This is a genomic window from Pedobacter cryoconitis (assembly GCF_014200605.1).
GTDB classification, from domain to species: Bacteria; Bacteroidota; Bacteroidia; order Sphingobacteriales; family Sphingobacteriaceae; genus Pedobacter; species Pedobacter cryoconitis_B.
In genome coordinates, this window is record NZ_JACHCE010000001.1 from 1446051 (window position 1) to 1468701 (window position 22651).

A 22651-nucleotide genomic window follows, 5' to 3' on the forward strand; every position below is an offset into this window, starting at 1 on the left:
AGGTATCTTATTTGTTTTAATTTGCAGCTAACCTCGTTTTATATCCAATAAGCAGGAGAATCCCTATTATAGCTTCAGCTAAAGTGGCAATGCTACCCATAATGTTCACAGCTGGTCTATTCAGAAAAGGCATAAGTGTCGCTGTATATTTTATAAAGTTATCCCAGTTACCCCATTCGATATTGTTAGTTCCCATCTGGCCTAAAAGACCTGATCTGTCTGCTACGGTGGTTAAGAAACCTATGCCTAATGCAATACGTAAAAGAAGCTGAGGGACTGTAAATGAGTTTTTCATGTGTTATAACATTAATAATTTATAGTACAAATTTAGTTCAATGCCAGGCTGTTTTTACAGACCAGTTTTGAGAAATATACCAGCCCGGATTTAACTGTTCAAATGCCGTTATGGTAATATTATATGAAAATATTGGGGTAGATTTGTATTCCTATTTTCATGTAAACCACGGCCCGGATGTTACCTTACAAATCATTAATTCAGGTTGATCGGAAATCTTCTGTAACACTATATATTCAGGTGTGCAATACTTTTATATCGTTGATTACAAATGGTACGCTTAAGCCATCTGATATATTACCAAGCTCCCGTGTACTTGCAGAATTGATAGGTATTAATAGAAATACGGTGAAGTTGGCATATGAGGAATTAATTAGCCAGGGATGGGCTGAATCTATTGAGCGCCAGGGAGTGTTTGTCCTTTCTAAATTACCTGTGCTTTCTAAAACCAGAATACCCGAAGTCAATAAAAATAATAGTTCTCAGGAGTCTTTTATCTGGATTAATCATTTTGAAAAAGCAATACCCAGTGATAATTTTCAGAAAACTATTCTAACTATTGATGATGGTTTTCCTGATGTGCGCTTAGCTCCGGTAGATAATTTGATGCGTGAGTATCGTAGCCTTTCCAGAAAATTCTTCGGTAAAAACTTTCTGAAATATGGCAGCTCCAAAGGATCAGAGCATCTTCGTGAATCTATTGCTAATTATCTCTCGAATACCAGGGGATTAGTTGTTCCTTCTGAAAATATAATGATTACAAAGGGCAGCCAGATGGGTATCTATTTAGCAGCTCAATTGTTGCTCGGGCCTTCTGACAATATCGCAGTTGGAGTTTCAAATTATCGTTCTGCTGATGATACTTTCATTTATGCTGGTGCTAACCTTATACGGATTCCTGTAGATGAGAATGGGATGGATATTAATTATCTCGAAGAGGTTTTAAAGAAGAAGAGTTTAAAGGCGGTATATATTATACCGCATCATCACTTTCCAACAACTGTAACAATGAGCATGGAAAGAAGGTTAAAACTGTTAAATCTGGCTAAAGAATACCGTTTTGCAATTATTGAAGACGACTATGATTTTGATTTCCATTATGATAATAAGCCTTATGTACCGTTGGCAAGTATTGATCACAATCATAATGTAATTTATATTGGTTCGATTACGAAAACTTTTGCCCCTGGGTTGCGAACTGGGTTTATGATTGGGCCTTTGGCTTTTGTTGATGCTGCATCTTCATTGAGACAGCTAATAGATAAGCAAGGGGATACATTGTTGGAAGAAGCTTTTGCCGTATTGTTTGACAATGGGGAAATGGAAAGGCATTTCAGGAAGTCATTGAAGATTTATAAGCAGCGGAGAAATCTTTTATGTGAGCTACTTAAGTCTGATTTTAGTGAGGAAATAGAGTTTGAAATTCCGGAAGGAGGGCTGGCAGTGTGGACGAGCTTTAATAAAAAGATAGATCTGATCAAAATGTCTGAAGAAGCATTGAAAAAGGGGTTATATATTGGCAATGGGAGTTTTTATAAAAATGAGTTATTTCTTACCAATGGGTTGAGGATGGGATTTGCATCGCTGGAGGAAAATGAGATGGTCAAAGCAATGGAGATTCTCAAACAGGCAGTGCGTTAGTTTTCAAGCGTAGCTATGTTTTGCAATTGTTTTATTCAGTATTAACTATATATAATTAACTATAAAATTATATATTGGGAAGTATACAGCGGTGATTTTGTGTTTTTGAAATTGTAATGTTTTTAATAGATTTCTTATTAATAATACTTTAAATGACATTATTGTTTAATTTGCAATACAATGTATAAACTTAGTAATTATTAATATGAAAAAAATATTAGTTGCGATTTGCCTTTTATCCTTAGTTTGTCTGGGAAATAACGTTTCTGCCCAGCTAAAAGTGGGAAGAACTAAAGAACAAATTAATGAAGATAAAAAAAACATAACGCCCCAATTAATTGGATCGAACAATCCTATAACGCCAACATTTCAGTTATATCGCTTAGGAAAGACAGTTGAAATTTTATCATTTACTGACGATATAAATGCAACCCGCAAAGTAGCATTTGCTTCTGTTAAAGATGAAAAAGATTTTTATGATTATGTATTAGGGCTTTTTGATGATTTCAAAAATAATGAATTTTCGATAGGAAAAACACGTATCGTTCCATTAAAAATGGGCAAAATATTGGGTACAAAAAATTTAGCATTTGATTTTTATATAGACGGTGACACTCACGCTTACAAATCATTGGTTATTGGGAAATCAGGTTGGGAAAGACTGTTTAAAAAATCAATAATTAACGAGAAATAAAAGACCAGCGTATATAAATTTTAAAGGTGTAAGGAATTAGGTTTTTTAACCTTTTACCTTACACCTTTTTTATTAATTTGTAAGATTTTTTCAGAACGGGACATTACCCGGAGGCACCGCTTTTATCTGATTTTTGGACTTAAGTGTTTGATTAATCCGGATGCTTATTTAAGGGGGATTGTTATCTGTTTAAACAATTATTTAGTCTGTATGTTGGATTGGTATTTGACCTTATAATTAGCTTTATGAAATCTATCAGTGCGGGAATATTATTATATCGTATTAATTCTGAGCTGACTGAGGTATTTTTGGTTCATCCTGGTGGTCCTTTTTTTCGACATAAGGATAAGGGCTACTGGACAATTCCTAAGGGGGAACCTGTTGCGCAGGAGGAATTGCTATCTACTGCTTTGCGTGAGTTTTATGAGGAAACTGGTTATTCACCGGCAGGTGATTTTAAGGAGTTGAAATCTATTGTACAGAAAGCAGGAAAAGTAGTGCATTGCTGGGCGGTAGCTGGAGATTTAAATCCTTCAAGTATGGTTTGTAATACTTTCGCTTTGGAGTGGCCACCCCGGTCTGGGAAAATTGTGGATTTTCCTGAAGTTGATAAAGGAAATTGGTTTTCTTTGGATCAGGCGAGACTGCTTATCAATTCAAGGCAAATCAGCTTTTTGGATGAACTGGAAGATATGCTGACAACTGGCTGATGGGATAAGCCAGGATGTTTTAAAACATTCTTTCCTGGACTGTGTTTAGTAGAAATTAACCAATTTTATATAGGATGGACAGGAAAGATTTTAATTTAAATGCAGAGCATTCTGATGCTGTTGGGAAAAATGATCTTAACCAGGGAATTAAAGACATTGTTGTTGACCAAATTCCCGGACCGGCTGGTACTGACGTTAATTTAGATGGTGTTCAGCAAAGTTCTAACTTGTATCCGCTTGAGCAGGAGTTGGACAGGGAGGGGGCAACTGGTCATGAAGATGAAGATTTAGGCATCAATTCTGATGGAACCAATCCTGGTACTGAATATTTTCCACCTTTGAATGAGCCTTCAGCGGATTGATGCTAGTGTGTTAAATTAGTGCTGGCAGGATCAATGGTCTGAGTTATGAGCCCTGGCTTTAGTCGTTTTTGACATGAAGCAGGTTTTCTGTCTGCTTTTTAAGCTCCTGGAGTTTTTCATTGACTTTTGCAGTTTTCACTTTTAGCTCAGCTGATTTTTCTAAAAGCGCTTCAGTCAACTTTTTATTTTGGATTGAAGCTGAATTGTCTTGTTGATTTTCCATGTTATTAGCTTTTAGTGTGGTATAATTAATAACGTCTTTATCTGTTAATTATTGGGATGGTCTATTTTAGTATTTGCTGTTATGGGGAAAAATAATGTTCCTGCTTACTATTCAGGTACCAGCGGCTTGCTATTGCCTGTGCGTAATAAGCTTTTTTATCCGGACGAATTTAAAGAAAAAAGCAGGTTATGTTTTTACTCTTCGATGATGAACAGTATCGAGATCAATAGTTCTTTTTATAAAATACCAATGGCATCAACTGTTGCGAAGTGGGCTAAGGATGTTCCGGAAAATTTTAGATTTACCTTTAAGCTTTCTAAGATGATCACACACAATAAGGGGCTTGCTTTTGATCCTGAATCTGTAAAAAAATTTATGCAGGTTATTTCTTTGGCAGGTGATAAGAAGGGTTGTTTGCTGGTGCAATTTCCCCCTGGTGTACGTATTGGAAACTTAAATCAGCTGACTTTATTAATGGCTTGTCTGCGTGAATGTGATAAAGCTGGCGACTGGAATATTGCGCTGGAGTTTCGCCATGTGTCTTTGTATTGCGAGCAGGTTTATCGCTTGCTTGATGAATATGGTTTGGGAATGGTGATACAGGATAAACCACCTGCCAATACGCCAATGCTGGATACAGATCTCAACTTTGTGTACTTGCGTTTTCACGGGCCTGGAGGAAGTTACAGGGGAAGTTATCAGGATGATTTAATGTCTGAATACGCAGCTTATATCCGGGAATGGATGGCCGAAGGAAAAACTGTGTATACTTATTTCAATAATACTATGGGTGAGGCAATTGCTAATTTATTTACGTTGAAAGATTTGGTTACTGGACTATAAGAGATGATATCTCAATACGAAGATGAGGGGCGGCAGAAGAAGCTGCTAATTACTGAACGGAGAACCAGTTAATTTAATGGAAAACATTCAAATGTGAAGGTTGAAGGCAGGCAGATTGACTTGAATATTCATCCCCAATTGGGTGATAATTTTAAAGTGATTTATCATGGTGGCTTAATCGGTGAAATGTTCCTGCATAATGGCTTTTGGCAGGCGGTTTCTGCTGATGATTTGAATTCAGATGGCTATGCTATTTATGAGTATAATGAGAACTCCGGACATGTGGATATTTTATTCGATCAAACTGTAATTGCGCAAATTGGGAGGGAAATTGATGTGGTGCTGAGTAGAGCATCTAGTTGATTTGTTTCCTTTCGATTACTCAAACGAAACGTGCTTGATTTTGAATAATCTTCTGTTTTCGTATATCATTATTTACACAATTTTTTCTTTATAACTGTCTATAGAAAAGCCAGTTTTCAACCCTTCTCACTTGATATAAGTCATCCTGATCGAACTAATGGTTTTGACCTATCCGGGTACTGCCTGAGTACTGCCTGAGTACTCGTTAGGGTAAGAGCAATGCTGAAGTAACGCGAGAGCATGGCAACTCTAAGTCAAAACAACTAGTTGAAATGACTTAGAGTACCTACGCTTAAAAGCAGTTTAAAGCTTGGTCTTACTCCGACCACCATTCAGGCACAAACAATGCATGACTAGTTGAAGACTGATGAACTTTTTAATTTTTCCTTTGACCAGAACATGGACAATTACGGACAATTGCAGACAGCTGCGGACAATTATGGACATTGCCTGCTTAGGATGATACTCTTTAGCACAAATCCTTTACATTGATAAAAAAAGCAAATATTTATGGCAATTTTCGACGGTAAATTTTTAAAGGGAATCCTGGGCGATTTCATTTTTAAAGTAGTAGATGGGGTACAGATTGTTTCAAAAAGACCTGTGCCAGGCACAATGAAACAAACATTGGAAACCAAAAAGGCATCAGAGAATTTTCGTAAAAGTAGCATGCTTGGAAAACATGTTAGAGGCATATTTCATAATACCAACGGTGGAATGAACGAAACAAGTTATGTTTTTCGATTCACCAGTGCGCTGACTACAGCCCTTACAACATGTGAGAATCCCACAAAAACGGGATACCTTTTTAAGCGAAACAGTTTTGGTAATTTGGCCGGTTTTGAATTTAATATTAAATCTCCTGTAAAAAAGATTTTGAATTTAAAACCGAAAATCGAACTCAATCAGGGAATTATGAAGATTGTTTATTATGAGTCAGATAACGCGCCAAAATTGCGTTTTCCAAAGCATGCAACTCAATGCAAACTAACATTCGTAGTCGGATTAATCCGGCTGAAAGACGGTAAAAGAATTCTTAATCCGGAAAAATATAGCATTACCCTTAAAAAAAACGAAGAATTAATAAATCTGATTGATTTTTCTTTTAAAATTCCAGACGGTTGTCTAAGTATCGCTGTACTTTTTTTGGGTTTCTATAATGGTATTACCTTGTTAAATAGTAAATCATTTAATCCTGCTGTCATATGTGATGCAATCTTAAGTCCCGGCACTTTTACCAATCAGGATAATCATTCATGGATGGAAATGCCAGGTTTGGACTTCGATTAATTTTGCAGCAGCTATTATCAAAGGCTCTCCTTAACTGGGGGGCCTTTCTTGTTTTAACCCTTTTTTTAATAAATAAAGCTTTTTCAGTGCTGGACAATTACGGTCAAATCCGGTCAATTGCGGACAATAACGGACTATTGCGGTCAATTTATTTTTGAGCTAATTTATTAATATACTTTCGTTTAACGAGTTTAAGCGGCCGGCATGCTATTGACTTGAATTAATAGAATAATTCATTGTTTAAAATTAAAGAAAATGGGGAAAATCAGAATAGGAATCCTTGGAGGATTCTCAGGAAAAGTAGGAACAGTAATCGGTGCCAGGTGGCGTACGTTGGATCTAATGAAAAGTTTGCCCAAAAAAACCAGTAAGCTACCAGTCAGATCACAAATTGATCAACGTAATAAATTTGGCTTAATAACCCGTTTTTTAGGTTCTATCAGTGATATTGTGAGTAAAGGATATCAATCTGGCAACAAACTGTCTGGCCCGATGAATGAAGCGGTTAAATTCAATCTGAAGGAAGCTATCTCAGGTATGTCTCCATTATTTACGATCAATTATGCTAAGTTAAAACTGACCCTTGGAAAGCTGGACAGTCCGCAAGACCTTTTAGCAGTGCCAGTTTTAGGCCGTAAAGTAGGAATCAGCTGGACCTATGATCCTTTGGATTTTAATACAGAAGATGAACGTTTGGAGCGTTCTACGGATAGAGCTAGCGTAATAATTTATGATGAAACGAAGGATTATTTTCTAATTCCATCAACCGCGGTACGAACCGCTGGTAAATTAGAAGTACGTATGCTGTCTAAAACTATCGTCGGTAACATTTTACATTGCTGGTTTTACTTTTCTTCTTTAGATGGTAAAAAGGTAAGTACCAGTGTTTATCTGGGGCCTGTCAAAGCTATTGCATAGGATTTGAATAAACCGGCAGGCTGACGAGTTTGCCGGTTTATATAATAAGACTTCTAATAACTGATAAATTCTTAAAATTTAAAATGTGATGAATATAAAAACTATAGAATTGCCGGGTATAATTAAATTATCGCCGGTTGTCAATACCTCCTTAAAAAGATCGGAACCTGGAATGATCTTCGCAGTTTTGCTGTTAATGTGGTGCTTTGCGCCAGGATTTCTCAACTTGTTTGATGAAAGGGTAGGTAGCATAGATCAAAGTATCTGGCTATTGATTTTATTGAGCATGATTAGCTTTCTTTTAATAACCGCTTTATCGTGGTGGTTATTACAATGGTTTTGGCTACTTATGAAGTTACCCTCTCTAACATTTATGGTTTCACAATTTAATTTTTTACCGTCATGGCAACAATTAGGCTTTTACTGGGTATCCTTTGCTTTGTTATTATTAGTGGCTTCGGCCTGCTTGATCGCAATCTGTTAAATAACAAATTTAGCTTCAACGCTCTGGAGTGTCAAAAAAGAGAGCTTCTTGTTCGTATTGCGGAAAAAGAAATAGGAGTGAGGGAAATAACCGGAAACAATGACGGATTTCGCGTAGAGACTTATTTGACTAGTGTAAGTTTAAAAAAAGGGCAGCCCTGGTGCGCAGGTTTTGTGAGCTGGGTTTTTGCAAAGGCTGGATATAATAAACCACGATCAGGGTGGACACCAGATCTTTTCCCTTTATCCCGTTTAGCACGTTCTGCTTTACCAGGTAATTTGCTGGGTATATACTTTGTTAAATTAAAAAGAATAGCTCATGTTGGGTTGATAGTTAATCAAAAAGGAAATTGGGTAAATAGTGTAGAAGGTAATACGAATATTCAGGGCAGCAGGGAAGGTGATGGGGTTTATAGAAAAAAGAGACATATCAGGACTATTTATAGGATTTCTGATTGGGTAAAAGTTGACTAGTGTAAATTTTTGGCAATTACACTTAATTGTGTAATTATACAATTATTATTAAAATAGATATTTACTTATCGTTTTGATAAATAATATTTATTATATTGTTGTATTATTAAACCTATTTCTTTTGAAAAACGTAAAATTATTCTGCAAAAGAGTTATACATACTTTTTTGATTATTCCTCCCTAATGTGACTATTTAACAATCGTTGAATAATTCAGATAGTTTAAAATTTAATCATGTGAATATGGAAATGAACGATAAAGTGAATTTGTTGATAAATGTCCTGGCTGAAATGATGAGTACGAAGAAGCAGGAGAAATTTGTTACTCATGAAAGAAATTTGTTAGATACCAATGATGTAAAATCTATGTTCCGTATTAGCGACCGTACTTTAAGAAGATGGCGAAATAAAAAGTTATTGAAGTCTGTGATTATTGTCGGCTGTCTTTATTACAGAAGAGAAGATGTGATGAGCTTGATGGTAAGTAAATTCAGAGATGAGATAAAATGAAGATTAGATTTCCACCAACAAAGAATCTAAAAAGAAAAAAGGATCTAAGTTTACCTTAGATCCTTCCTGTAATATAGTTTGTTATTTAATAGAGCCAACTAAGTATGTTTTATTGAATGTTTACAATTTTAATAAAATATGGAGTTAAAAAGACCTTATTAGGGTCAAAATCTTGTTCTGCTACATAATTCTTAGATTTATATTCTTTCATAAAGTGAGATATTAGCCTCTTTTCGGTTATCATATTTATCGTTGAATATACTGCAAAAGCTGCGTTAACAGCTGCATTCATGTCAATCAAATCACTTCCGTCATTTTTTATGTATGGGTCGCCAGGCTGATCTGATTTAGCGTGATGGACATGATGTGAAATCACATATATTTCTTCTGGGATTACATTTATTGTTAGATTTTGTGTAAAAAATCGCCAGAATGCATTTTTGAATTTATAGGCGCCATGGGTGCAATACCTATGGTGCCAAATGGTTCTGCGGGTTCCCATAATGATCATGCTGTAGAAAAATGCAGCCAATATTTATGTATGTCAAATCGAGGTGCAATTATGATATTGTACCGTAGCCCCATGGTCTTTTTCAATGACCACTCGCGGAAGGTTGTGATTCTTCACCGTTCTCTTTTTCGGGCTGGAATGAATTTTTGACATTTAGACCTGAAATTTTTTCATTTTTTCTGCAAAATTTTCAGCTGTTCCGGGGCGAAATAGCTTTGGCATTTGATTCGATATAGCCAGTATGAACACGAAGTTCGGTATTTAATTAATTGTAAGTTTTAATCATTAAAAATTAAATTAAGGAGGACAGACCTATGACACTGGTTAAATTTAATCCAAATGGCAATGTGAAGAAAAATGGCCTGATGACTGGCTTTGATGGCGTTTTCGATTCTATTTTCAATGACACTTTCTTTTCTGATCGCATGACGGCGCGTGTGCCTGCTGTCAATATCAGTGAGAGTAAAGATCACTATCATGTGGAGCTTGCAGCTCCGGGTTTGAAAAAGGAGGATTTTAAGCTTTCTTTGGAAAGAAATGTGCTGAGCATTTCTGTGGAGCGGAGTTCGGAGAATGGTGCTCAGGAGCGCAATTATAACAAACGGGAGTTTAGTTATAGTTCGTTTGTGCGTTCTTTCACGCTGCCCGATGCTGCCGATGAAAATGGAATTGAAGCGAAGTATATGGATGGGGTGTTGTGCATTGATATTGCTAAAAGGGAGGAGGCTAAAATCCAGAGCCGCCAGATTGAAATCAAGTAATGTTTTTTTGATTTATACCAATACCATGAGCTGCCTTCGGGCGGCTCTTTTATTTCATTTTGTTTATTGTAGTATTATGGAAACCAGCTATGAAATATCTCTGAACATGAAAACACTTAAAGGCATCGAAACTTATGGTTGTTTTCACCTTGGTCATGATGAGGCTTTTGCACGGAGGCTTTACGCTTCCCTGGTTGCGGGCGAGGAAGTCTCTGTAGATTCGGTGATTACTATAGATATGGTCAAGCGTGAGGGTGGTGTACCTTTCCCTCAGGGTCTGAGGCATTGTAGTTATGAACAGCTGGCTGTCAATATTCGTTTGATTACAAAGGAGCTCTTTAAACACTTGAACCTGGAGAATTAGGTCGAATTTGATCTCAAAAAAATATTTTGAAATTGTGTTATCGATGTTTATCACCTACTTTTGAAGCTAAAGGGAACATGAATTTTACACCCTTACTTTCCCCGGCGGTACAGCAAATTTCTTCCTGAATGCATTGCTGAAATGCTGAACGGAAGAATAACCCAATTGAAAAGCTACAGCCTTTATAGGTATGCCCTCTAGCAGAAGCTGCCTGGCGTAGTTGAGTTTGTGGTCACTTAAATAACCAAATATGCTTTTATCAAATAAGCACTTAAATCCTTTTTTTAACTTAAATTCATTAATGCCGCATACCTTTGCCAGTTGTGCAATAGAGGGGGGGTGCTGGATGTTCTGAATCAGGTAATCTCTGGCATGATAAATACAATCTTTGTCATATGCAGATTTTATGGGCGAATTTTCATTTTTAAAAACATCACTTTCAAAAGCCTCGGCCTGAAGCACAAGCAATTCTGTACATTTTGACTCGATAAATAAGAGTCGTAGTCCTTCTGTATAATTACAATTGAGGATTTCCTGCATACAATTTTGCATAGCCCAGGAGATCGGCAGGTTCTGTTCGGCCATTTGTGAATAACGTCCAGCATCTAGATGGTCAGCTAAAACCTGCAGCGCCGTAGTTGAGTTTTCGGCGAGTTGTAGAAATTTGTCTTTAGCAAAATGGACCTCAAAGAAGCGGTAATTACTGTCCGTATCATATTCACCTGTACCATCCAGTTCTGGCATATAAATGATGTTTTGCTGATTAGAACTAAAGATATATTGCTGCTTGTTCACTGCATTATATATAGTTCCATTGCCAGATAAAGTAAAGCGCAATTTAATCATATCCGGCAGATCGTTAGTTGGTCTGAAATAGATTTGACGCCGTTTGAATGAAATGTCGCCGTATACGATATAAAGATCCGGAGTATTGATTTGCCAGAGTTCAGCATCACTAAAAGAAAAATGATATTTGTCCCTGCTTTCTTTAACGAATTGCCCCTGATTAGCAAAAGGCTCAAAATTCCCACCTACCTTTTTCAAGGCATCATAATCCTTACCAACATTAATTGCCATAAAGGCAATAATGATAAAAAAAATGGATGTTTTCTGTAAAGATTTTCAAAAATTACATTTTTTTGCAAAAGAAAATCCGTTTTGTGTAAATCTCCGGAATAGCTATTTCTCACTTTTGTGGATTAAAGAAGGTCAAGGGAAATTGAGACCATTTATAGAATTTATCTGGAAAGAGATTTTAGAAAGCAAAACATGGAAGAGCAGATATATTTTAAAGAAACAAGTACGCAGGCGCGTCGTCCTGATGACATACTATACAAAAAAATAGAGCGTGAAGTTTCACCTCTTTGCCGTACCATGATTTCCCAAACTGTGGATCAGCTGAGATTGGCCAACCATTCTTTGGTGTTAGAGATTGGTTTTAAAAGTAGGGAATACCTTCCATTTCTTTTTCAAAAAGTGATGGGGATTCGTTATTATGGAAACAATATTTCTGAGACAGTGGTACTCGGGGCACTGTCCGCCCCCGCATTAAAAATAAATGAAGGTACTGCCCAATTTAGTCTGGCAAAAGAAAACGGTACATTAGCTATTGGAAACGATTTCTTTGATGGTTGCTTTACGGTAAATACCATTTATTTCTGGAAAGACCCCGTAGCCCATTTAAAGGAAATATATCGTGTGTTACGGCCTGGAAGAAAATTTAGCCTATCCTTTATGGAAAAAAATATCGGAATAGATTTGCCCTGGACACACTCTGATTTTACTTTTTACGATACTAATGAAGTAAAAACATTTTTCAGCAAAGTAGGTTTCATAGATGTTAAAGTAAAACAAATGACCGAAGAGATCACTGGTCAGAATGGCAAAGGGACCGTTAGGCCTTTTGTAAATGTAGTTGGAAGGAAGTAACGGCAGGAGAGGGGCGAACTATTAGTATCCAGGTACATCAGTGTCGTTTTATAGATAATGTTACCGCAGATGGACACCACTCCGTCCAAAACCGTCATAAAGGACGCGTTTTCCTTCAAGCAAGTTTACCTCAATTGTAAAACTACCTTCTTCAATGAGATACACTCACCAAACATTTTTGTTTAATCTTAGTTGGTGCTTTCACTTTTATATCAACCGAATACGGACTTCGCCTTTGTCACTGCTTTGGCCAGATCTATTCCTTTACCTAATACACCTTTAAAAAGATCACCAGTTTCTTTAAGCCTGGAAACTGCATTGAAGATATTGAAATCTTTCATTTGCATTCCAGTTTTAACTTCGTCCCAATCCAGCGGCATAGAAACTGTTGCTCCAGGCTTTGGCCTCAATGAGTATGGGCAGGCGATTGTAGCACCGGGTCTATTCTGCAAAAAATCGAGGTACATTTTTCCATGACGATTGGCTATCATCCGTTCCAGACTGGTGAATTCAGGAGCTTGTTGATGGATAAGTCCAACGATTAACTTTGCAAATAGTTGCGATTGATCATAAGAGTACTTTGCACCAAGAGGAATATATATATGTATACCAGTAGAACCAGAAGTTTTTGGGTAGCATGGTACATCTATCTGATCCAGGACTGTTTTAACCATTTTTGCGACTTGGATCACCTGATCGAAGGTGTTTTTATCCGGATCCAGGTCGATCACACAATAATCAGGATTGTCAGGGGATATGCTTCTTGAGAACCACGGATTCATTTCGATGCAACCCAATGAAGCCATCCATAGTAATGCAGCCTCATCATTACCCAGTAGATACTCCTTGTGTTCACCGTCACTCGTGGTGTAAGGAAAAGTATCCGCCCAATCGGGCGCTTTGTCTTTCACATCTTTTTGATAAAAACTCTTGCTATGAATCCCCCCGGGATACCTGTTTAAGGACATTGGCCTATCTATTAAATAAGGCATGATAAATTCAGCTACCTGGTAATAATAATTGAACATATCCCTTTTACTTACCTTATCCTCTGGCCAGTATAATTTACTTAAATGCGTAAACTTCAGTTCACGACCGCCGACTTTACGAACCTGAGTTTCATCTTTTGGATTGAGTAAAGTTTTGCGGCCACCATGCTTTGGAGGGGCAATCGCCCCGGCATGCCTGTCTGTACTCACTGGTCGTGTATCTGATTCTTCAGCAGATTTATGTTCGACTATTGCTTTAGTTTCAATCTCAGTTTCCCGAATTACCTCTTTTGATTTTTTGTCAATCCTCATTCCCTGGAAAGACGGGTGGCGGAAAACCCCATCGGTGGTTACTTCAGAGAAAGTTACTTCGCAGACCAGCTCTGGCTTTAACCACGTAGCTTTAGCTTTAGGTGGATTTGGTCTGAACCTTGATGGCTTATTCACATCAGGGACTTCTGAGAATGGACTTTTATCGATGATCAATGGCCTAAACTGTGCTATCATGTCTTTCTGGTCCTGATGATTAAAACCTGTGCCCACTTTACCAACATATTGAAGGTGTCCATTCTCGTATACCCCCAAAAGTAGGGAGCTGAACTCTTTAGATGTGCCTTGATTTTTTGTGTAGCCAGCAATTACGACTTCCTGGCGCTTGTGAACTTTGATCTTTAGCCAGTCACTCGAACGGTTATTTTCTGTATAGGTGCTATTGGACTTTTTTGCGATGATGCCTTCTAACCCCATTTTCTCAGCTGCATGAAAAAACCCGGTTCCCTTAGCATTGAATACTTTGCTTAATCTCACCCGGTCATCATCCTGTGGTAATACCGCTGCCAGGATTTCCTGCCTTGATGATAGTGGAAGATCAGTGAGATCCTTACCATTATACCAAATTAAATCGAACACGTAATAAACTAACTCGCCGTCTGCCTCGCTACGCCAGTTTTGTAATTTACCAAAGTTTGATACGCCTTTATCGTCCAAGACTAAAATCTCGCCATCAACGACTATGTCTAATTTCCAGTTTTGCAGGATCTGGTAAATAGGATAAAATTTCTCATTGAATGGTTTATTATTACGGGATAATACCTGAACATCCCCATTTTTTAGTGAAAAACCTAATGCCCGGTAGCCATCCCATTTAACCTCGTATATCCAATCCGGATCATCAAAAGGATCGTCGACAAGTGTCGCCAACATTGGTTTCATTCCAATAGGAATTTTCGATTTTTTGCCGTTTTTGATTAATGCTGTAATTTCGCCTGAAAGCTTTTTAGGTTGATCAGCTACAGTATCATCTTCCAAAACTTGAGTTGTCTTTCTATTATTTTTATGAGTTTCCAGCTTTTCGGTCTGCCCATGCTGCCAGACCTGGTCACTGGTCTTTTGCATCTGCGCTATAGTCTTTTCAGAAAGTACAGATTTATCTTTTTTAGTGATGTCACTTGAGGCTGCATATTCATCCTTATGTTTAATAAGTAACCAGCCATTTTCACCCATTCCATGAGTTTTTACTAATGCGAATTCCCCCTTTAGCTTTTTACCATGCAGAATAATCTTCAGTGAGCCAGATTTTAATTGCGCTAACAAATGTTTTTCCTGTGCTTTTTTACCTCTAATCTTTTCGATTGGTTCGTACGTTCCTTCATCCCAGACAATTACCATACCTCCACCATATTCACCCTTTGGAATAATCCCCTCGAAGTCTTTATAATCAAAAGGATGATCTTCCACCATCATAGCCAGTCGCTTGGTCTTAGGGTCTGTCGATGGTCCTTTAGGAACAGCCCAGCTTTTCAGCACTCCTTCCATTTCAAGACGAAAGTCATAATGGAGTCTTGAGGCATCATGCTTTTGAATTACAAATTGGAGTTTACCACTGGGCTTTGGTTTGCCAGATTTAGGTTCAGCGGTCTTGTTAAAATCACGTTTTTCGTTGTATTTTTTTAGACTCATACTCTTAAAGATTAGCAACTATTCTAACATCTTTACAACTATAAAGTTTGGAAAATCCAGGTAAATCTCGAGCTATGAGGCTGATTTACATGGATTACAGTTCATCTAGCAATATCCAGACAGGTGCGTGATCGCTAGAATGTGGCCATCCACGGACTTCCTTATCGACACCTGCCGCCTTTAAACGTGAGGAAAGCGAATCGTTTAATAAGAAATGGTCTAAACGTAACCCAGCGTTCCTATCAAAGGCATGACGAAGGTAGTCCCAAAAGGTATAGACTCTTTGGCCTGGATATAATTTGCGGAGCGCGTCTACCCAGCCCGTTTTTTTTAGTGATGAGAACTGCTTGCGTACTTCTGGACGAAAAAGTGCATTTTCAACATATTTTTCGGGCTTGTAAGTATCCAGGTCAGTGGGAATAATATTATAATCGCCGATAAGGGCAACTGGTAAATCAAAACTTTGGAGCTTCTTTGCATGTTTAGAAAACCGTTTGATCCATTTGAGTTTATAGTCAAACTTCGGTCCAGGACAGGGATTCCCGTTAGGCAAATATAAACAGCCAATCACAACCCCATTAATGAAAGCTTCAATATAACGGCTATGTAAATCCTCGGGATCACCATCTAGTCCTCTGCGGGTTTCTTTAATTTCTCCATACCGGGAAAGGATCGCAACACCGTTCCAGCTTTTTTCTCCATGCCAAATCGAATGATAGCCAGCTTCCAGAAGGGCTTGCTCCGGAAATTTTTCGTCTGGCGCTTTCAGTTCCTGAAGGCAAACTACATCGGGTGAAGCAATTTTCAACCACTGCAATAAAACAGGCAAGCGTCCATTGATGCCATTAATATTATAGGTTGCAATTTTCATAGGTCTAACTTAATCTGGATAAGTTTATAAATCACTCGTTTGAATGTGATTGTCCGAGTCAATCCATATATCAAAGCAATGATCAAAAGTTGACTGTACCGAACGAGAATTTGCGTGCATGGTTAGGAAAAACCAATTAGACGCTAATTTATTTTCGTATCATCGTCCAATAAATTAGCGTCTATATTCACAATATTAATTATTGACTGAGGTCGTTTACTTTACGTTTTTCAGGTATTTCTCCACTTCATCTGCTGATGTCCCGGCTGCTTTAACGGCTTTCCTCAATTCGTCTTGCGTGACGTTAAATTTCTTAGACCAATATTCTAGTTCATAACTTTCGTTCACATTGATTCTGTCTCTGTCAGGACTTCCTGTTTTCTGTTTGTTATCCATAATTAGAAGTTTTTCATCCTATAACATCTTTGTATTAAAGTTGTTTTCTCAAAAGAACCAAGGCTGTCAGATCAAGCCTTAAAACAATCTAACTGTCTATTAATCATTTTTTTTGCAGAACAAGCTCTATTTGAAGTTCAGTTCTCCATAAAAGGTCTCTTTAACATCTTCTCGCACTTGAGTCTTTTTATTTTGCGAAGAGTAAGGCGGATTTTTTTCATCTGCAAGCGATAAGGTTAGTACTGGCAAGTCATCATTTGCTCTTTAAACCAATTTACCTAATATCTTTGTTAGATCCGCACATTTACTTACGATCACATGTACGCCTTGTCCTTCACGCTGCAATCGGCCTTCAACCATTAGTAATTTAGCATGCAAAATTTCTTTTCTATATTTTTCGAAAAGCTTTTCAAAAACAACCAGATTGGTGAATCTAGTCTCGTCTTCAATGGTAATGAAGCAAACCCCTCCAGCTGTTCCAAGTCGTTGCCTTACTAATACGAGGCCAGCAACCCATATCTGTAGGATAAGCAAGTAAACTCGGACCATCAAGTAAATCCGACTGACAGGAAGGAATAAAGGTTGACCTTCAACTAACTGATTTGAACAGAAAGGATGTGTTGCACGGCTGGATAATTTTAACCGATGGGAGGGGGTAGATGTTCAGATCGTATTTATATGAGTAGTTTGGAGGGGTAGGTAGGGGAAAGAGCATACAAAGATGGTTTAGTATGCTCTTTCGCTTTATACTTATAATAATTCATTACATTTAGGTAATAAAAACGATAAATAATGTTACAGTCGGAAAATAAGCAGGTAAAATATAAGTCAGATAAAGTATTGTATCCACTTTTAGCTCTTTGGTTCATTGTAAACTTAGGTCTGCACTTTCTTTCAAATCAGATTTTCGGTTTAATTTCAGTTATATTATGGGGTAGTACGATATTCGGTGTTAATATCTATCGCAGTTTTAAGGAACCCTTTGCCTTACCAGGTACATAAGCAAAGTCACAGTCAACAAAACTGGTTATGTTCGTCTGGGCGAGGATATTCATCACTATAGTGTACCATACACCTACATAGGAAAAAAAGTAAAGCTGTTAAGTATTCTTATCTAAATAGACTTTAACCAAAATGCTCTAAACGGAACCCCCTTCAGAATAGGCCATTTATTTTTCTTATATTTGTTTTATTCAAAATCATAGCGGGTCCGCTACAATTTATTTCTAAGAATTTTATAATTGTATATATACTTCCTGATCTAACAATCAGCGGAATTCTCTTACTATAGTATTTTGTCGGCTCACGAGGTACGGCCGTTTGTACCAATTAACTTTTATAAATTTTTCAATTATGACAATCAATTTAAGCCAATTTATTTTTAATCACCTTCTTGCTAGAAATCAGCATCATTTAGCTATTAATGATCAAATTGTAGTTGATTATGGGTCTCGTTTTCATGACATGGATGACTTCAAAAGCTTAATGGACAAATATTATCACTTCTTACTTGTTTTTGGACAAGAGAAATTAGGCCATTATGCATGGTATAAAATTACTTCTTTAAAGAAGTTAGAATAAAACCCTTCATAATTAACAATACCACGCTAATTTCAGTCGCGTATTGTTTGGTTCAAAAATCATTTAGCTAAAAGAGCATAAGGCTGTTATTTTTAGTATAATTACTAATTATTTTAGTTTTTTTTATCTATTTGTGTTTAGCTTTATCTAACTAATTATTCACAGATATGCAAACACGTGCCATAGACTACTCTGATGTTGTAGAGTTACTACAGCATAAAATCATCACTTATATCAGGCTTAATCCAAGCTTGAATAAACATGTTCAATATAAAAAACGCTTTGTAGACAATACACTGGAGGCTATAACATTTAACTTCCATGAATTTAGTGATCCATATAGGGCTGCACACATTGATCCTGATTTTGAAGATTACTGCATAAAATTTATCGACAAAATCGTTAAACCAGTTTTAGTTGACTTCATAAAGGAGGTGAAGTATGGTGGATATGGTTTTTACGTACTTATTCGGTACAAGGGAGAGAAATTTGAAAAGAGATTCACAATTTTAAATAAGACAGAAGATGAATAGGCATTGGAAAGATAGGATGAGCAATTTGATTCTTATTATAATTTAAAACCGCGATAATTAGTAGATATGATTACCGCTTTCCGTAATTGCCCGAAATTCACCACGACAAAACCTGATTTGATGTAAAAAAAAATTCCATTCGGCTTATTATTTATACTTGATCAATCTAAATTAAGTATGAAAAAAATAATAAAAAATCGTTCAGTTAAATTAGTTTTCTCACTAGTTTTTCTTACGTTAGCTTATACTTCCTGTAAAAAGGATAAGACGGAAACGCCAATTAATTCTGTTGTAGCTGGAACGTCTATTTCTAGTGCGAAAGAAAGTTTTGAAAAGAACTCAAAAATTATTGAGCCTAATTACACAGGTTAATCATTTCTTTCAAAAGAATTATTGGGAAAAAGAAAGTTAGATTGGGATAATGCCTTTTTACAAAGTAATGGCGATACAGTTGCAGTATTCGTGCCCGTTAAACTTGATGCAAGAATTACACTGGTAGATGGAGGTCTGCCTGGCGCTCGTATAGACAACCTCTTATATCTGAGACTTATGACAACCTCCAAAGCATTTGATGGTAGTAAAGCAGAAATGATTTCAATGATTCCAGATCAAATTTGGGAAAAAGGAAAGAATTTCAGTGGTCACATGTTTATAGAAAACTGGTTTTCACCAAACATTTCAGTGGTCTCCAGAACTAAAAACTCAACGATCCCAAAAAACATTAATTCTAAAAATCCAGGTGATAAAGTTGTTAATGGCTTCATGGATTGTTATACAGCTACAGAAACGGCATGTGTTGGTGCTGGTGGTGGAGAAACTTGTGTTACTAATACAACAACTGTCTGTGTAGGTGGCGGTGGCGGCAATCCGGGCGGCGGTGGTGGCGGAGGTGATGGTGGTGGAAGTACCGGTACACCAGGAGGCGCGGGTGGCAGTGGCGGCGGCGGTGGTAATGGTAACAATAATGGCCCTAAGGTTCTTAGTCCAAATATTATAATAAATATTAATACTAGATCTTGCGTTGGCAGTATTATAAACCAAATTCTGAATAACTATGACACAATGATTTCAAATTCAGTTGCAGATGTAGCAGGAATAAGAAATAATGACAAAACAAACGCGATGGAAGCGATAGCTTATCTTCAAAGCTTAAAAACCTTTACAATTGGAATCACTGAAGGAACAATCGAAGATAAAATTTCAACAGATCAGAATGGAAATATTTTAAGTGTTGCAGAAACACATGGTAGTACTGATCCAAAGACAGGAAATATAACTCTAAATAGTCAAATGCTAAACAAAGCAACAGATCTTGCAGTAGCATCAACAGTTATTCATGAATTAATGCACTCATATTTAGTTTATGGTACCCAGCACCTAACTGGAGAACAAAAAATGGCATTTGAAGATGTTAATAGATTTATCTTTAGTCCTGAAGATAATTCACCAATTTCCGGAGGTGCCGCACAACATTTTCAAATGGCTTCCACATACGTTGAATCAATGGCAGTAATATTAACAAATTACGCCCAAGCTAATGGTATCCAATCCCCAGATGATTCAGTACCTTTAAAAGATTATTGTGAAGATATATTTTGGAGCTCACTTCAACAATCTTCTGGATTATTACCAAAAAACCCTGAGAGATCTAAGAAAACTGGTAGTCAAGAGTTCAATAATGAAACGAAATCAACTAAGAAAAAAGGATGTTAGTATGAAAAAAATGTTATTAACTCTACTTGTAGTAGGAAGTTCTATTTATTCGTGTTTCGCACAAAACTGGAATAATAATGACAAGGCTATTTATACGCAGGTGCTTGATTCATTAAAAATTGGAAATTTATATACAAAAAAATATGGAATAGACTCTAACCTGTTTCTTAATGTTTTTTACTATACAAATGAAACAGCAGCGATCCCACCATTGGTCAAATATATTAATGATGGAGATTGGAAGTTCGTTACAAATTATAAATCGTTTGTAAAAAGCTCATTAAAAATTTATAGTACGAAAAATCTAATTCCTAATGCCAGGATAAATTACAAAGAAGGGTTTAATCGTTTAAGTCCTATAATTTATTCTGAGGATAATGTTCGGGCTATTGTTATTTTTGAAACCCATATGCATAAGGATATGGACAAAACTGGTTTCCTGTTTTTAAACAAAGTCGAGAATCAATGGAAAATTTTGAAAGAGATCGAAACTACCCAAATTATAAATTAACAAGATCAAGTTAAACATCATAGTATCTCTTGCATTAAACCTTAATGTTATAAAAAATTAGGCCAGTTAGTTAATTCAGACTGGCCTATTATCAAAAAGAAAACCCTTCAACCAAAAAACCTGATAGGGCTAAGAAGGCTGGTAGTCAAGAGTTCAATAATGAAACGAAATCAACTAAGAAAAAAGGATGTTAGTATGAAGAAAATGTTATTAACACTCCTTGTAGTAGGAAGTTCTATTTATTCGTGTTTCGCACAAAACTGGAATAATGATGACAAGGCTATTTATACGCAGGCGCTTGATTCATTAAAAATTGGAAATTTATATACAAGAAGATATGGAATAGACTCTAGTTTGTTCTATAACGTTATTTTTTATACCCATAAAAATCAAGCTAGCCCCCCATTGGTCAAATATATTAATGATGGAGATTGGAGTTTCATTACAAATTATAAATCGTTTATAAATGGTTCAGAAAAAATCTATAAAACCAAAAAACTAATTCCTGATGGCCTGATAAATTATAAAGAAGGATTTAATAATTTAAGTCCCATTATTTATTCTGGTGATAATATGCGGGCTATAGTTCTTTTTGAAACCCATCGTAATATGACTATTGAAAATACTGGTTTCCTGTTTTTAAGTAAAGTCAATAATCAATGGAGAATTTTAAGAAAAATAGGGACAAATCAAATTATAAATTAACAGGATCAAGTTAAGCACGATAGCATTCCTTGGATTAAATCTTGATGTTATAAAAAATTAGGCCAGTTAGTTAATTCAGACTGTCAAAAGTGGAGTTTGCAATGCTTTGACCTCCTATGTGATTAGAAATCTATGTTTTACCAGAAATAGCCTCCAGAACCATTTGAATCTGTTAATTTTAATCCAACTGGGGCTTTTAGATAATTGAGTAATTTGTTGAATTGTCCAAGTCTTAAATTGACTTTTAGTATTAAGATATTATTGCTAAAGTCGGGTCCTTCGCTTAAAATAATCGTGTCATAAGGGTATCTTAATAAATTCATAAACCCTTTTTCTCTTTCAGAGACAAGATTATAAAATCCTCTTCCGTAATCAAAATATTTAAAGTTTTTTAAATCAATATGTATATCCTTATTCCAGGGCATTAGATATTTAATATGGAGTATACTACCATCGATATCAAGCTTGCAGCTATATCTTGATAAGAAGAAATAAAAGGCAATCACTATAAGAGTGAGATAGAATATGAATCCTAATGTATGCTCCCGAATAGATTCAAGATTTGAGAAAACACATGCTATTATAAATACTATAATTAAATAAATTGTGATGGAATACGAAAGTTTTAACTTCATTATCGATAAGATAGAGGATTATTACATAAACGGGTCAGCTGTTTTTTAGTCTCATCTTGTATTGATTCTACCGTAATCATGTTAGGGGAGTTGACGCTTAATATTTCATAATAAGTCATTATAGTCCCAGATCTATTTAAATTTTTGACAGCAATACCCAATGTTTTTTCTGAGACCTTATTAAATTTTCCAAAAAAACTTAGCTCTCTTATATATGTGCTACTCCGTAAATATTTATCTGGCCTGTTATTGAATTTATTCAGGTGGGGATATCCATTCAGTTTTGATCAAACTGTAACCCTCCCTTTTTTCGAACCGGTTTAGGAGGCGAGAATTCAAATTTATATATTATTTTTCATCTCTCAGCATGGAGTCAGCTCCGTAGGGG

At 36.3% G+C, this 22651-nt stretch carries 29 protein-coding genes; 20 read left to right on the forward strand and 9 right to left on the reverse strand.

The annotated features are described in order from the left end of the window. Positions 1-16: 16 nt before the first annotated feature. Positions 17-295: a DoxX family protein gene (locus HDE68_RS05895; RefSeq protein WP_183879813.1), complete on the reverse strand. Its 279-nt coding sequence runs from the start codon at positions 293-295 to the stop codon at positions 17-19. 177 nt (positions 296-472) lie between these two features. On the opposite strand from HDE68_RS05895, the gene HDE68_RS05900 reads away from it, so the two are divergent. The 4 genes from HDE68_RS05900 to HDE68_RS05915 all read left to right on the forward strand — a co-directional run bounded on the left by HDE68_RS05900 (position 473) and on the right by HDE68_RS05915 (position 3702). Beyond that, positions 473-1936 carry a PLP-dependent aminotransferase family protein gene (locus tag HDE68_RS05900; RefSeq protein WP_183879815.1) on the forward strand — a complete coding sequence of 488 codons (1464 nt, stop codon included), beginning with the start codon at positions 473-475 and terminating at the stop codon, positions 1934-1936. Between the two features lie 205 nt (positions 1937-2141). Further along, complete coding sequence (locus HDE68_RS05905; protein WP_183879817.1) at positions 2142-2630, forward strand: hypothetical protein; 489 nt, start codon at positions 2142-2144, stop codon at positions 2628-2630. A 245-nt stretch (positions 2631-2875) separates the two neighbouring features. Continuing rightward, positions 2876-3340 (forward strand): NUDIX domain-containing protein, encoded by a 465-nt coding sequence (locus tag HDE68_RS05910; RefSeq protein ID WP_183879818.1) that lies wholly within the window; start codon positions 2876-2878, stop codon positions 3338-3340. 74 nt (positions 3341-3414) lie between these two features. Further along, positions 3415-3702 (forward strand): hypothetical protein, encoded by a 288-nt coding sequence (locus HDE68_RS05915; RefSeq protein ID WP_183879820.1) that lies wholly within the window; start codon positions 3415-3417, stop codon positions 3700-3702. 58 nt (positions 3703-3760) lie between these two features. On the opposite strand, the gene HDE68_RS05920 is transcribed toward HDE68_RS05915, so the two are convergent. Continuing rightward, positions 3761-3925: a hypothetical protein gene (locus HDE68_RS05920; protein WP_183879822.1), complete on the reverse strand. Its 165-nt coding sequence runs from the start codon at positions 3923-3925 to the stop codon at positions 3761-3763. 81 nt (positions 3926-4006) lie between these two features. Here HDE68_RS05920 and HDE68_RS05925 point away from each other — a divergent pair, with 81 nt between their 5' ends. The 6 genes from HDE68_RS05925 to HDE68_RS05950 all read left to right on the forward strand — a co-directional run bounded on the left by HDE68_RS05925 (position 4007) and on the right by HDE68_RS05950 (position 8805). Continuing rightward, positions 4007-4768, forward strand: a complete 762-nt coding sequence (locus HDE68_RS05925) for a DUF72 domain-containing protein (RefSeq protein WP_183879824.1) — start codon at positions 4007-4009, stop codon at positions 4766-4768. 93 nt (positions 4769-4861) lie between these two features. Further along, positions 4862-5131: a hypothetical protein gene (locus HDE68_RS05930; protein ID WP_183879826.1), complete on the forward strand. Its 270-nt coding sequence runs from the start codon at positions 4862-4864 to the stop codon at positions 5129-5131. Between the two features lie 510 nt (positions 5132-5641). Further along, on the forward strand, positions 5642-6421 hold the full coding sequence (locus tag HDE68_RS05935) for a hypothetical protein (protein ID WP_183879828.1): 780 nt from the start codon (positions 5642-5644) through the stop codon (positions 6419-6421). Between the two features lie 255 nt (positions 6422-6676). Beyond that, on the forward strand, positions 6677-7339 hold the full coding sequence (locus tag HDE68_RS05940; RefSeq protein ID WP_183879830.1) for a DUF6266 family protein: 663 nt from the start codon (positions 6677-6679) through the stop codon (positions 7337-7339). A 402-nt stretch (positions 7340-7741) separates the two neighbouring features. Continuing rightward, complete coding sequence (locus HDE68_RS05945; protein ID WP_183879832.1) at positions 7742-8296, forward strand: peptidoglycan-binding protein; 555 nt, start codon at positions 7742-7744, stop codon at positions 8294-8296. A 290-nt stretch (positions 8297-8586) separates the two neighbouring features. Beyond that, entirely contained in the window at positions 8587-8805 is a 219-nt protein-coding gene (locus tag HDE68_RS05950) for a helix-turn-helix domain-containing protein (RefSeq protein WP_183879834.1), read from the forward strand. Positions 8806-8914: 109 nt separating this feature from the next. On the opposite strand, the gene HDE68_RS26495 is transcribed toward HDE68_RS05950, so the two are convergent. Then, positions 8915-9337: a fatty acid desaturase gene (locus HDE68_RS26495; protein ID WP_260171635.1), complete on the reverse strand. Its 423-nt coding sequence runs from the start codon at positions 9335-9337 to the stop codon at positions 8915-8917. 293 nt (positions 9338-9630) lie between these two features. Here HDE68_RS26495 and HDE68_RS05960 point away from each other — a divergent pair, with 293 nt between their 5' ends. Both HDE68_RS05960 and HDE68_RS05965 read left to right on the forward strand, forming a co-directional pair. Beyond that, positions 9631-10077 carry an Hsp20/alpha crystallin family protein gene (locus HDE68_RS05960; RefSeq protein WP_183870190.1) on the forward strand — a complete coding sequence of 149 codons (447 nt, stop codon included), beginning with the start codon at positions 9631-9633 and terminating at the stop codon, positions 10075-10077. A 106-nt stretch (positions 10078-10183) separates the two neighbouring features. Continuing rightward, complete coding sequence (locus HDE68_RS05965) at positions 10184-10441, forward strand: hypothetical protein (protein WP_183870189.1); 258 nt, start codon at positions 10184-10186, stop codon at positions 10439-10441. Between the two features lie 84 nt (positions 10442-10525). Here the strand turns inward: HDE68_RS05965 and HDE68_RS05970 are convergent, their stop codons facing one another. After that, positions 10526-11518 (reverse strand): helix-turn-helix transcriptional regulator, encoded by a 993-nt coding sequence (locus tag HDE68_RS05970; RefSeq protein ID WP_183879836.1) that lies wholly within the window; start codon positions 11516-11518, stop codon positions 10526-10528. Between the two features lie 192 nt (positions 11519-11710). On the opposite strand from HDE68_RS05970, the gene HDE68_RS05975 reads away from it, so the two are divergent. Continuing rightward, positions 11711-12370, forward strand: a complete 660-nt coding sequence (locus HDE68_RS05975) for a methyltransferase domain-containing protein (RefSeq protein ID WP_183879838.1) — start codon at positions 11711-11713, stop codon at positions 12368-12370. Positions 12371-12582: 212 nt separating this feature from the next. Here the strand turns inward: HDE68_RS05975 and ligD are convergent, their stop codons facing one another. The 4 genes from ligD to HDE68_RS05995 all read right to left on the reverse strand — a co-directional run bounded on the left by ligD (position 12583) and on the right by HDE68_RS05995 (position 17134). Next, on the reverse strand, positions 12583-15318 hold the full coding sequence (gene ligD / locus HDE68_RS05980; RefSeq protein ID WP_183879840.1) for a DNA ligase D: 2736 nt from the start codon (positions 15316-15318) through the stop codon (positions 12583-12585). A 94-nt stretch (positions 15319-15412) separates the two neighbouring features. Then, the gene (gene xth, locus HDE68_RS05985) at positions 15413-16189 is read right to left on the reverse strand and encodes an exodeoxyribonuclease III (RefSeq protein ID WP_183879842.1); all 777 of its coding nucleotides are present in this window, start codon (positions 16187-16189) and stop codon (positions 15413-15415) included. A 216-nt stretch (positions 16190-16405) separates the two neighbouring features. Then, positions 16406-16585: a DUF3606 domain-containing protein gene (locus HDE68_RS05990; protein WP_221300675.1), complete on the reverse strand. Its 180-nt coding sequence runs from the start codon at positions 16583-16585 to the stop codon at positions 16406-16408. Between the two features lie 264 nt (positions 16586-16849). After that, positions 16850-17134, reverse strand: a complete 285-nt coding sequence (locus tag HDE68_RS05995; protein WP_183879844.1) for an OB-fold nucleic acid binding domain-containing protein — start codon at positions 17132-17134, stop codon at positions 16850-16852. Between the two features lie 449 nt (positions 17135-17583). On the opposite strand from HDE68_RS05995, the gene HDE68_RS26695 reads away from it, so the two are divergent. From HDE68_RS26695 to HDE68_RS06025, 7 genes are all read left to right on the forward strand, one after another. After that, complete coding sequence (locus HDE68_RS26695) at positions 17584-17703, forward strand: Mu transposase domain-containing protein (protein WP_411267915.1); 120 nt, start codon at positions 17584-17586, stop codon at positions 17701-17703. Between the two features lie 235 nt (positions 17704-17938). After that, positions 17939-18166, forward strand: coding sequence for a hypothetical protein (locus HDE68_RS06000; RefSeq protein WP_183879846.1), 228 nt, complete (start codon positions 17939-17941; stop codon positions 18164-18166). 167 nt (positions 18167-18333) lie between these two features. Then, positions 18334-18699 carry a hypothetical protein gene (locus tag HDE68_RS06005; RefSeq protein WP_183879848.1) on the forward strand — a complete coding sequence of 122 codons (366 nt, stop codon included), beginning with the start codon at positions 18334-18336 and terminating at the stop codon, positions 18697-18699. Positions 18700-18876: 177 nt separating this feature from the next. Continuing rightward, positions 18877-19071, forward strand: coding sequence for a hypothetical protein (locus tag HDE68_RS06010; protein ID WP_183879850.1), 195 nt, complete (start codon positions 18877-18879; stop codon positions 19069-19071). A gap of 21 nt (positions 19072-19092) precedes the next feature. Continuing rightward, positions 19093-20412: a hypothetical protein gene (locus HDE68_RS06015; RefSeq protein WP_183879852.1), complete on the forward strand. Its 1320-nt coding sequence runs from the start codon at positions 19093-19095 to the stop codon at positions 20410-20412. 1 nt (position 20413) lies between these two features. Next, positions 20414-20923: a hypothetical protein gene (locus HDE68_RS06020; RefSeq protein ID WP_183879854.1), complete on the forward strand. Its 510-nt coding sequence runs from the start codon at positions 20414-20416 to the stop codon at positions 20921-20923. Positions 20924-21118: 195 nt separating this feature from the next. Then, positions 21119-21628, forward strand: coding sequence for a hypothetical protein (locus HDE68_RS06025; protein WP_183879856.1), 510 nt, complete (start codon positions 21119-21121; stop codon positions 21626-21628). A gap of 137 nt (positions 21629-21765) precedes the next feature. Here the strand turns inward: HDE68_RS06025 and HDE68_RS06030 are convergent, their stop codons facing one another. Next, on the reverse strand, positions 21766-22263 hold the full coding sequence (locus HDE68_RS06030; RefSeq protein ID WP_183879858.1) for a hypothetical protein: 498 nt from the start codon (positions 22261-22263) through the stop codon (positions 21766-21768). Between the last annotated feature and the right edge of the window lie 388 nt (positions 22264-22651).

Coding starts and splice junctions, on each gene's coding strand:
- HDE68_RS05895 (WP_183879813.1), bottom strand. CDS start 295: ATGAAAAACTCATTTACAGTCCCTCAGCTTCTTTTACGTATTGCATTA.
- HDE68_RS05900 (WP_183879815.1), top strand. CDS start 473: ATGTTACCTTACAAATCATTAATTCAGGTTGATCGGAAATCTTCTGTA.
- HDE68_RS05905 (WP_183879817.1), top strand. CDS start 2,142: ATGAAAAAAATATTAGTTGCGATTTGCCTTTTATCCTTAGTTTGTCTG.
- HDE68_RS05910 (WP_183879818.1), top strand. CDS start 2,876: ATGAAATCTATCAGTGCGGGAATATTATTATATCGTATTAATTCTGAG.
- HDE68_RS05915 (WP_183879820.1), top strand. CDS start 3,415: ATGGACAGGAAAGATTTTAATTTAAATGCAGAGCATTCTGATGCTGTT.
- HDE68_RS05920 (WP_183879822.1), bottom strand. CDS start 3,925: ATGGAAAATCAACAAGACAATTCAGCTTCAATCCAAAATAAAAAGTTG.
- HDE68_RS05925 (WP_183879824.1), top strand. CDS start 4,007: ATGGGGAAAAATAATGTTCCTGCTTACTATTCAGGTACCAGCGGCTTG.
- HDE68_RS05935 (WP_183879828.1), top strand. CDS start 5,642: ATGGCAATTTTCGACGGTAAATTTTTAAAGGGAATCCTGGGCGATTTC.
- HDE68_RS05940 (WP_183879830.1), top strand. CDS start 6,677: ATGGGGAAAATCAGAATAGGAATCCTTGGAGGATTCTCAGGAAAAGTA.
- HDE68_RS05945 (WP_183879832.1), top strand. CDS start 7,742: ATGGCAACAATTAGGCTTTTACTGGGTATCCTTTGCTTTGTTATTATT.
- HDE68_RS05950 (WP_183879834.1), top strand. CDS start 8,587: ATGATGAGTACGAAGAAGCAGGAGAAATTTGTTACTCATGAAAGAAAT.
- HDE68_RS05960 (WP_183870190.1), top strand. CDS start 9,631: ATGACACTGGTTAAATTTAATCCAAATGGCAATGTGAAGAAAAATGGC.
- HDE68_RS05965 (WP_183870189.1), top strand. CDS start 10,184: ATGAAAACACTTAAAGGCATCGAAACTTATGGTTGTTTTCACCTTGGT.
- HDE68_RS05970 (WP_183879836.1), bottom strand. CDS start 11,518: ATGGCAATTAATGTTGGTAAGGATTATGATGCCTTGAAAAAGGTAGGT.
- HDE68_RS05975 (WP_183879838.1), top strand. CDS start 11,711: ATGGAAGAGCAGATATATTTTAAAGAAACAAGTACGCAGGCGCGTCGT.
- ligD (WP_183879840.1), bottom strand. CDS start 15,318: ATGAGTCTAAAAAAATACAACGAAAAACGTGATTTTAACAAGACCGCT.
- xth (WP_183879842.1), bottom strand. CDS start 16,189: ATGAAAATTGCAACCTATAATATTAATGGCATCAATGGACGCTTGCCT.
- HDE68_RS05990 (WP_221300675.1), bottom strand. CDS start 16,585: ATGGATAACAAACAGAAAACAGGAAGTCCTGACAGAGACAGAATCAAT.
- HDE68_RS05995 (WP_183879844.1), bottom strand. CDS start 17,134: ATGGTCCGAGTTTACTTGCTTATCCTACAGATATGGGTTGCTGGCCTC.
- HDE68_RS06000 (WP_183879846.1), top strand. CDS start 17,939: ATGACAATCAATTTAAGCCAATTTATTTTTAATCACCTTCTTGCTAGA.
- HDE68_RS06005 (WP_183879848.1), top strand. CDS start 18,334: ATGCAAACACGTGCCATAGACTACTCTGATGTTGTAGAGTTACTACAG.
- HDE68_RS06010 (WP_183879850.1), top strand. CDS start 18,877: ATGAAAAAAATAATAAAAAATCGTTCAGTTAAATTAGTTTTCTCACTA.
- HDE68_RS06020 (WP_183879854.1), top strand. CDS start 20,414: ATGAAAAAAATGTTATTAACTCTACTTGTAGTAGGAAGTTCTATTTAT.
- HDE68_RS06025 (WP_183879856.1), top strand. CDS start 21,119: ATGAAGAAAATGTTATTAACACTCCTTGTAGTAGGAAGTTCTATTTAT.
- HDE68_RS06030 (WP_183879858.1), bottom strand. CDS start 22,263: ATGAAGTTAAAACTTTCGTATTCCATCACAATTTATTTAATTATAGTA.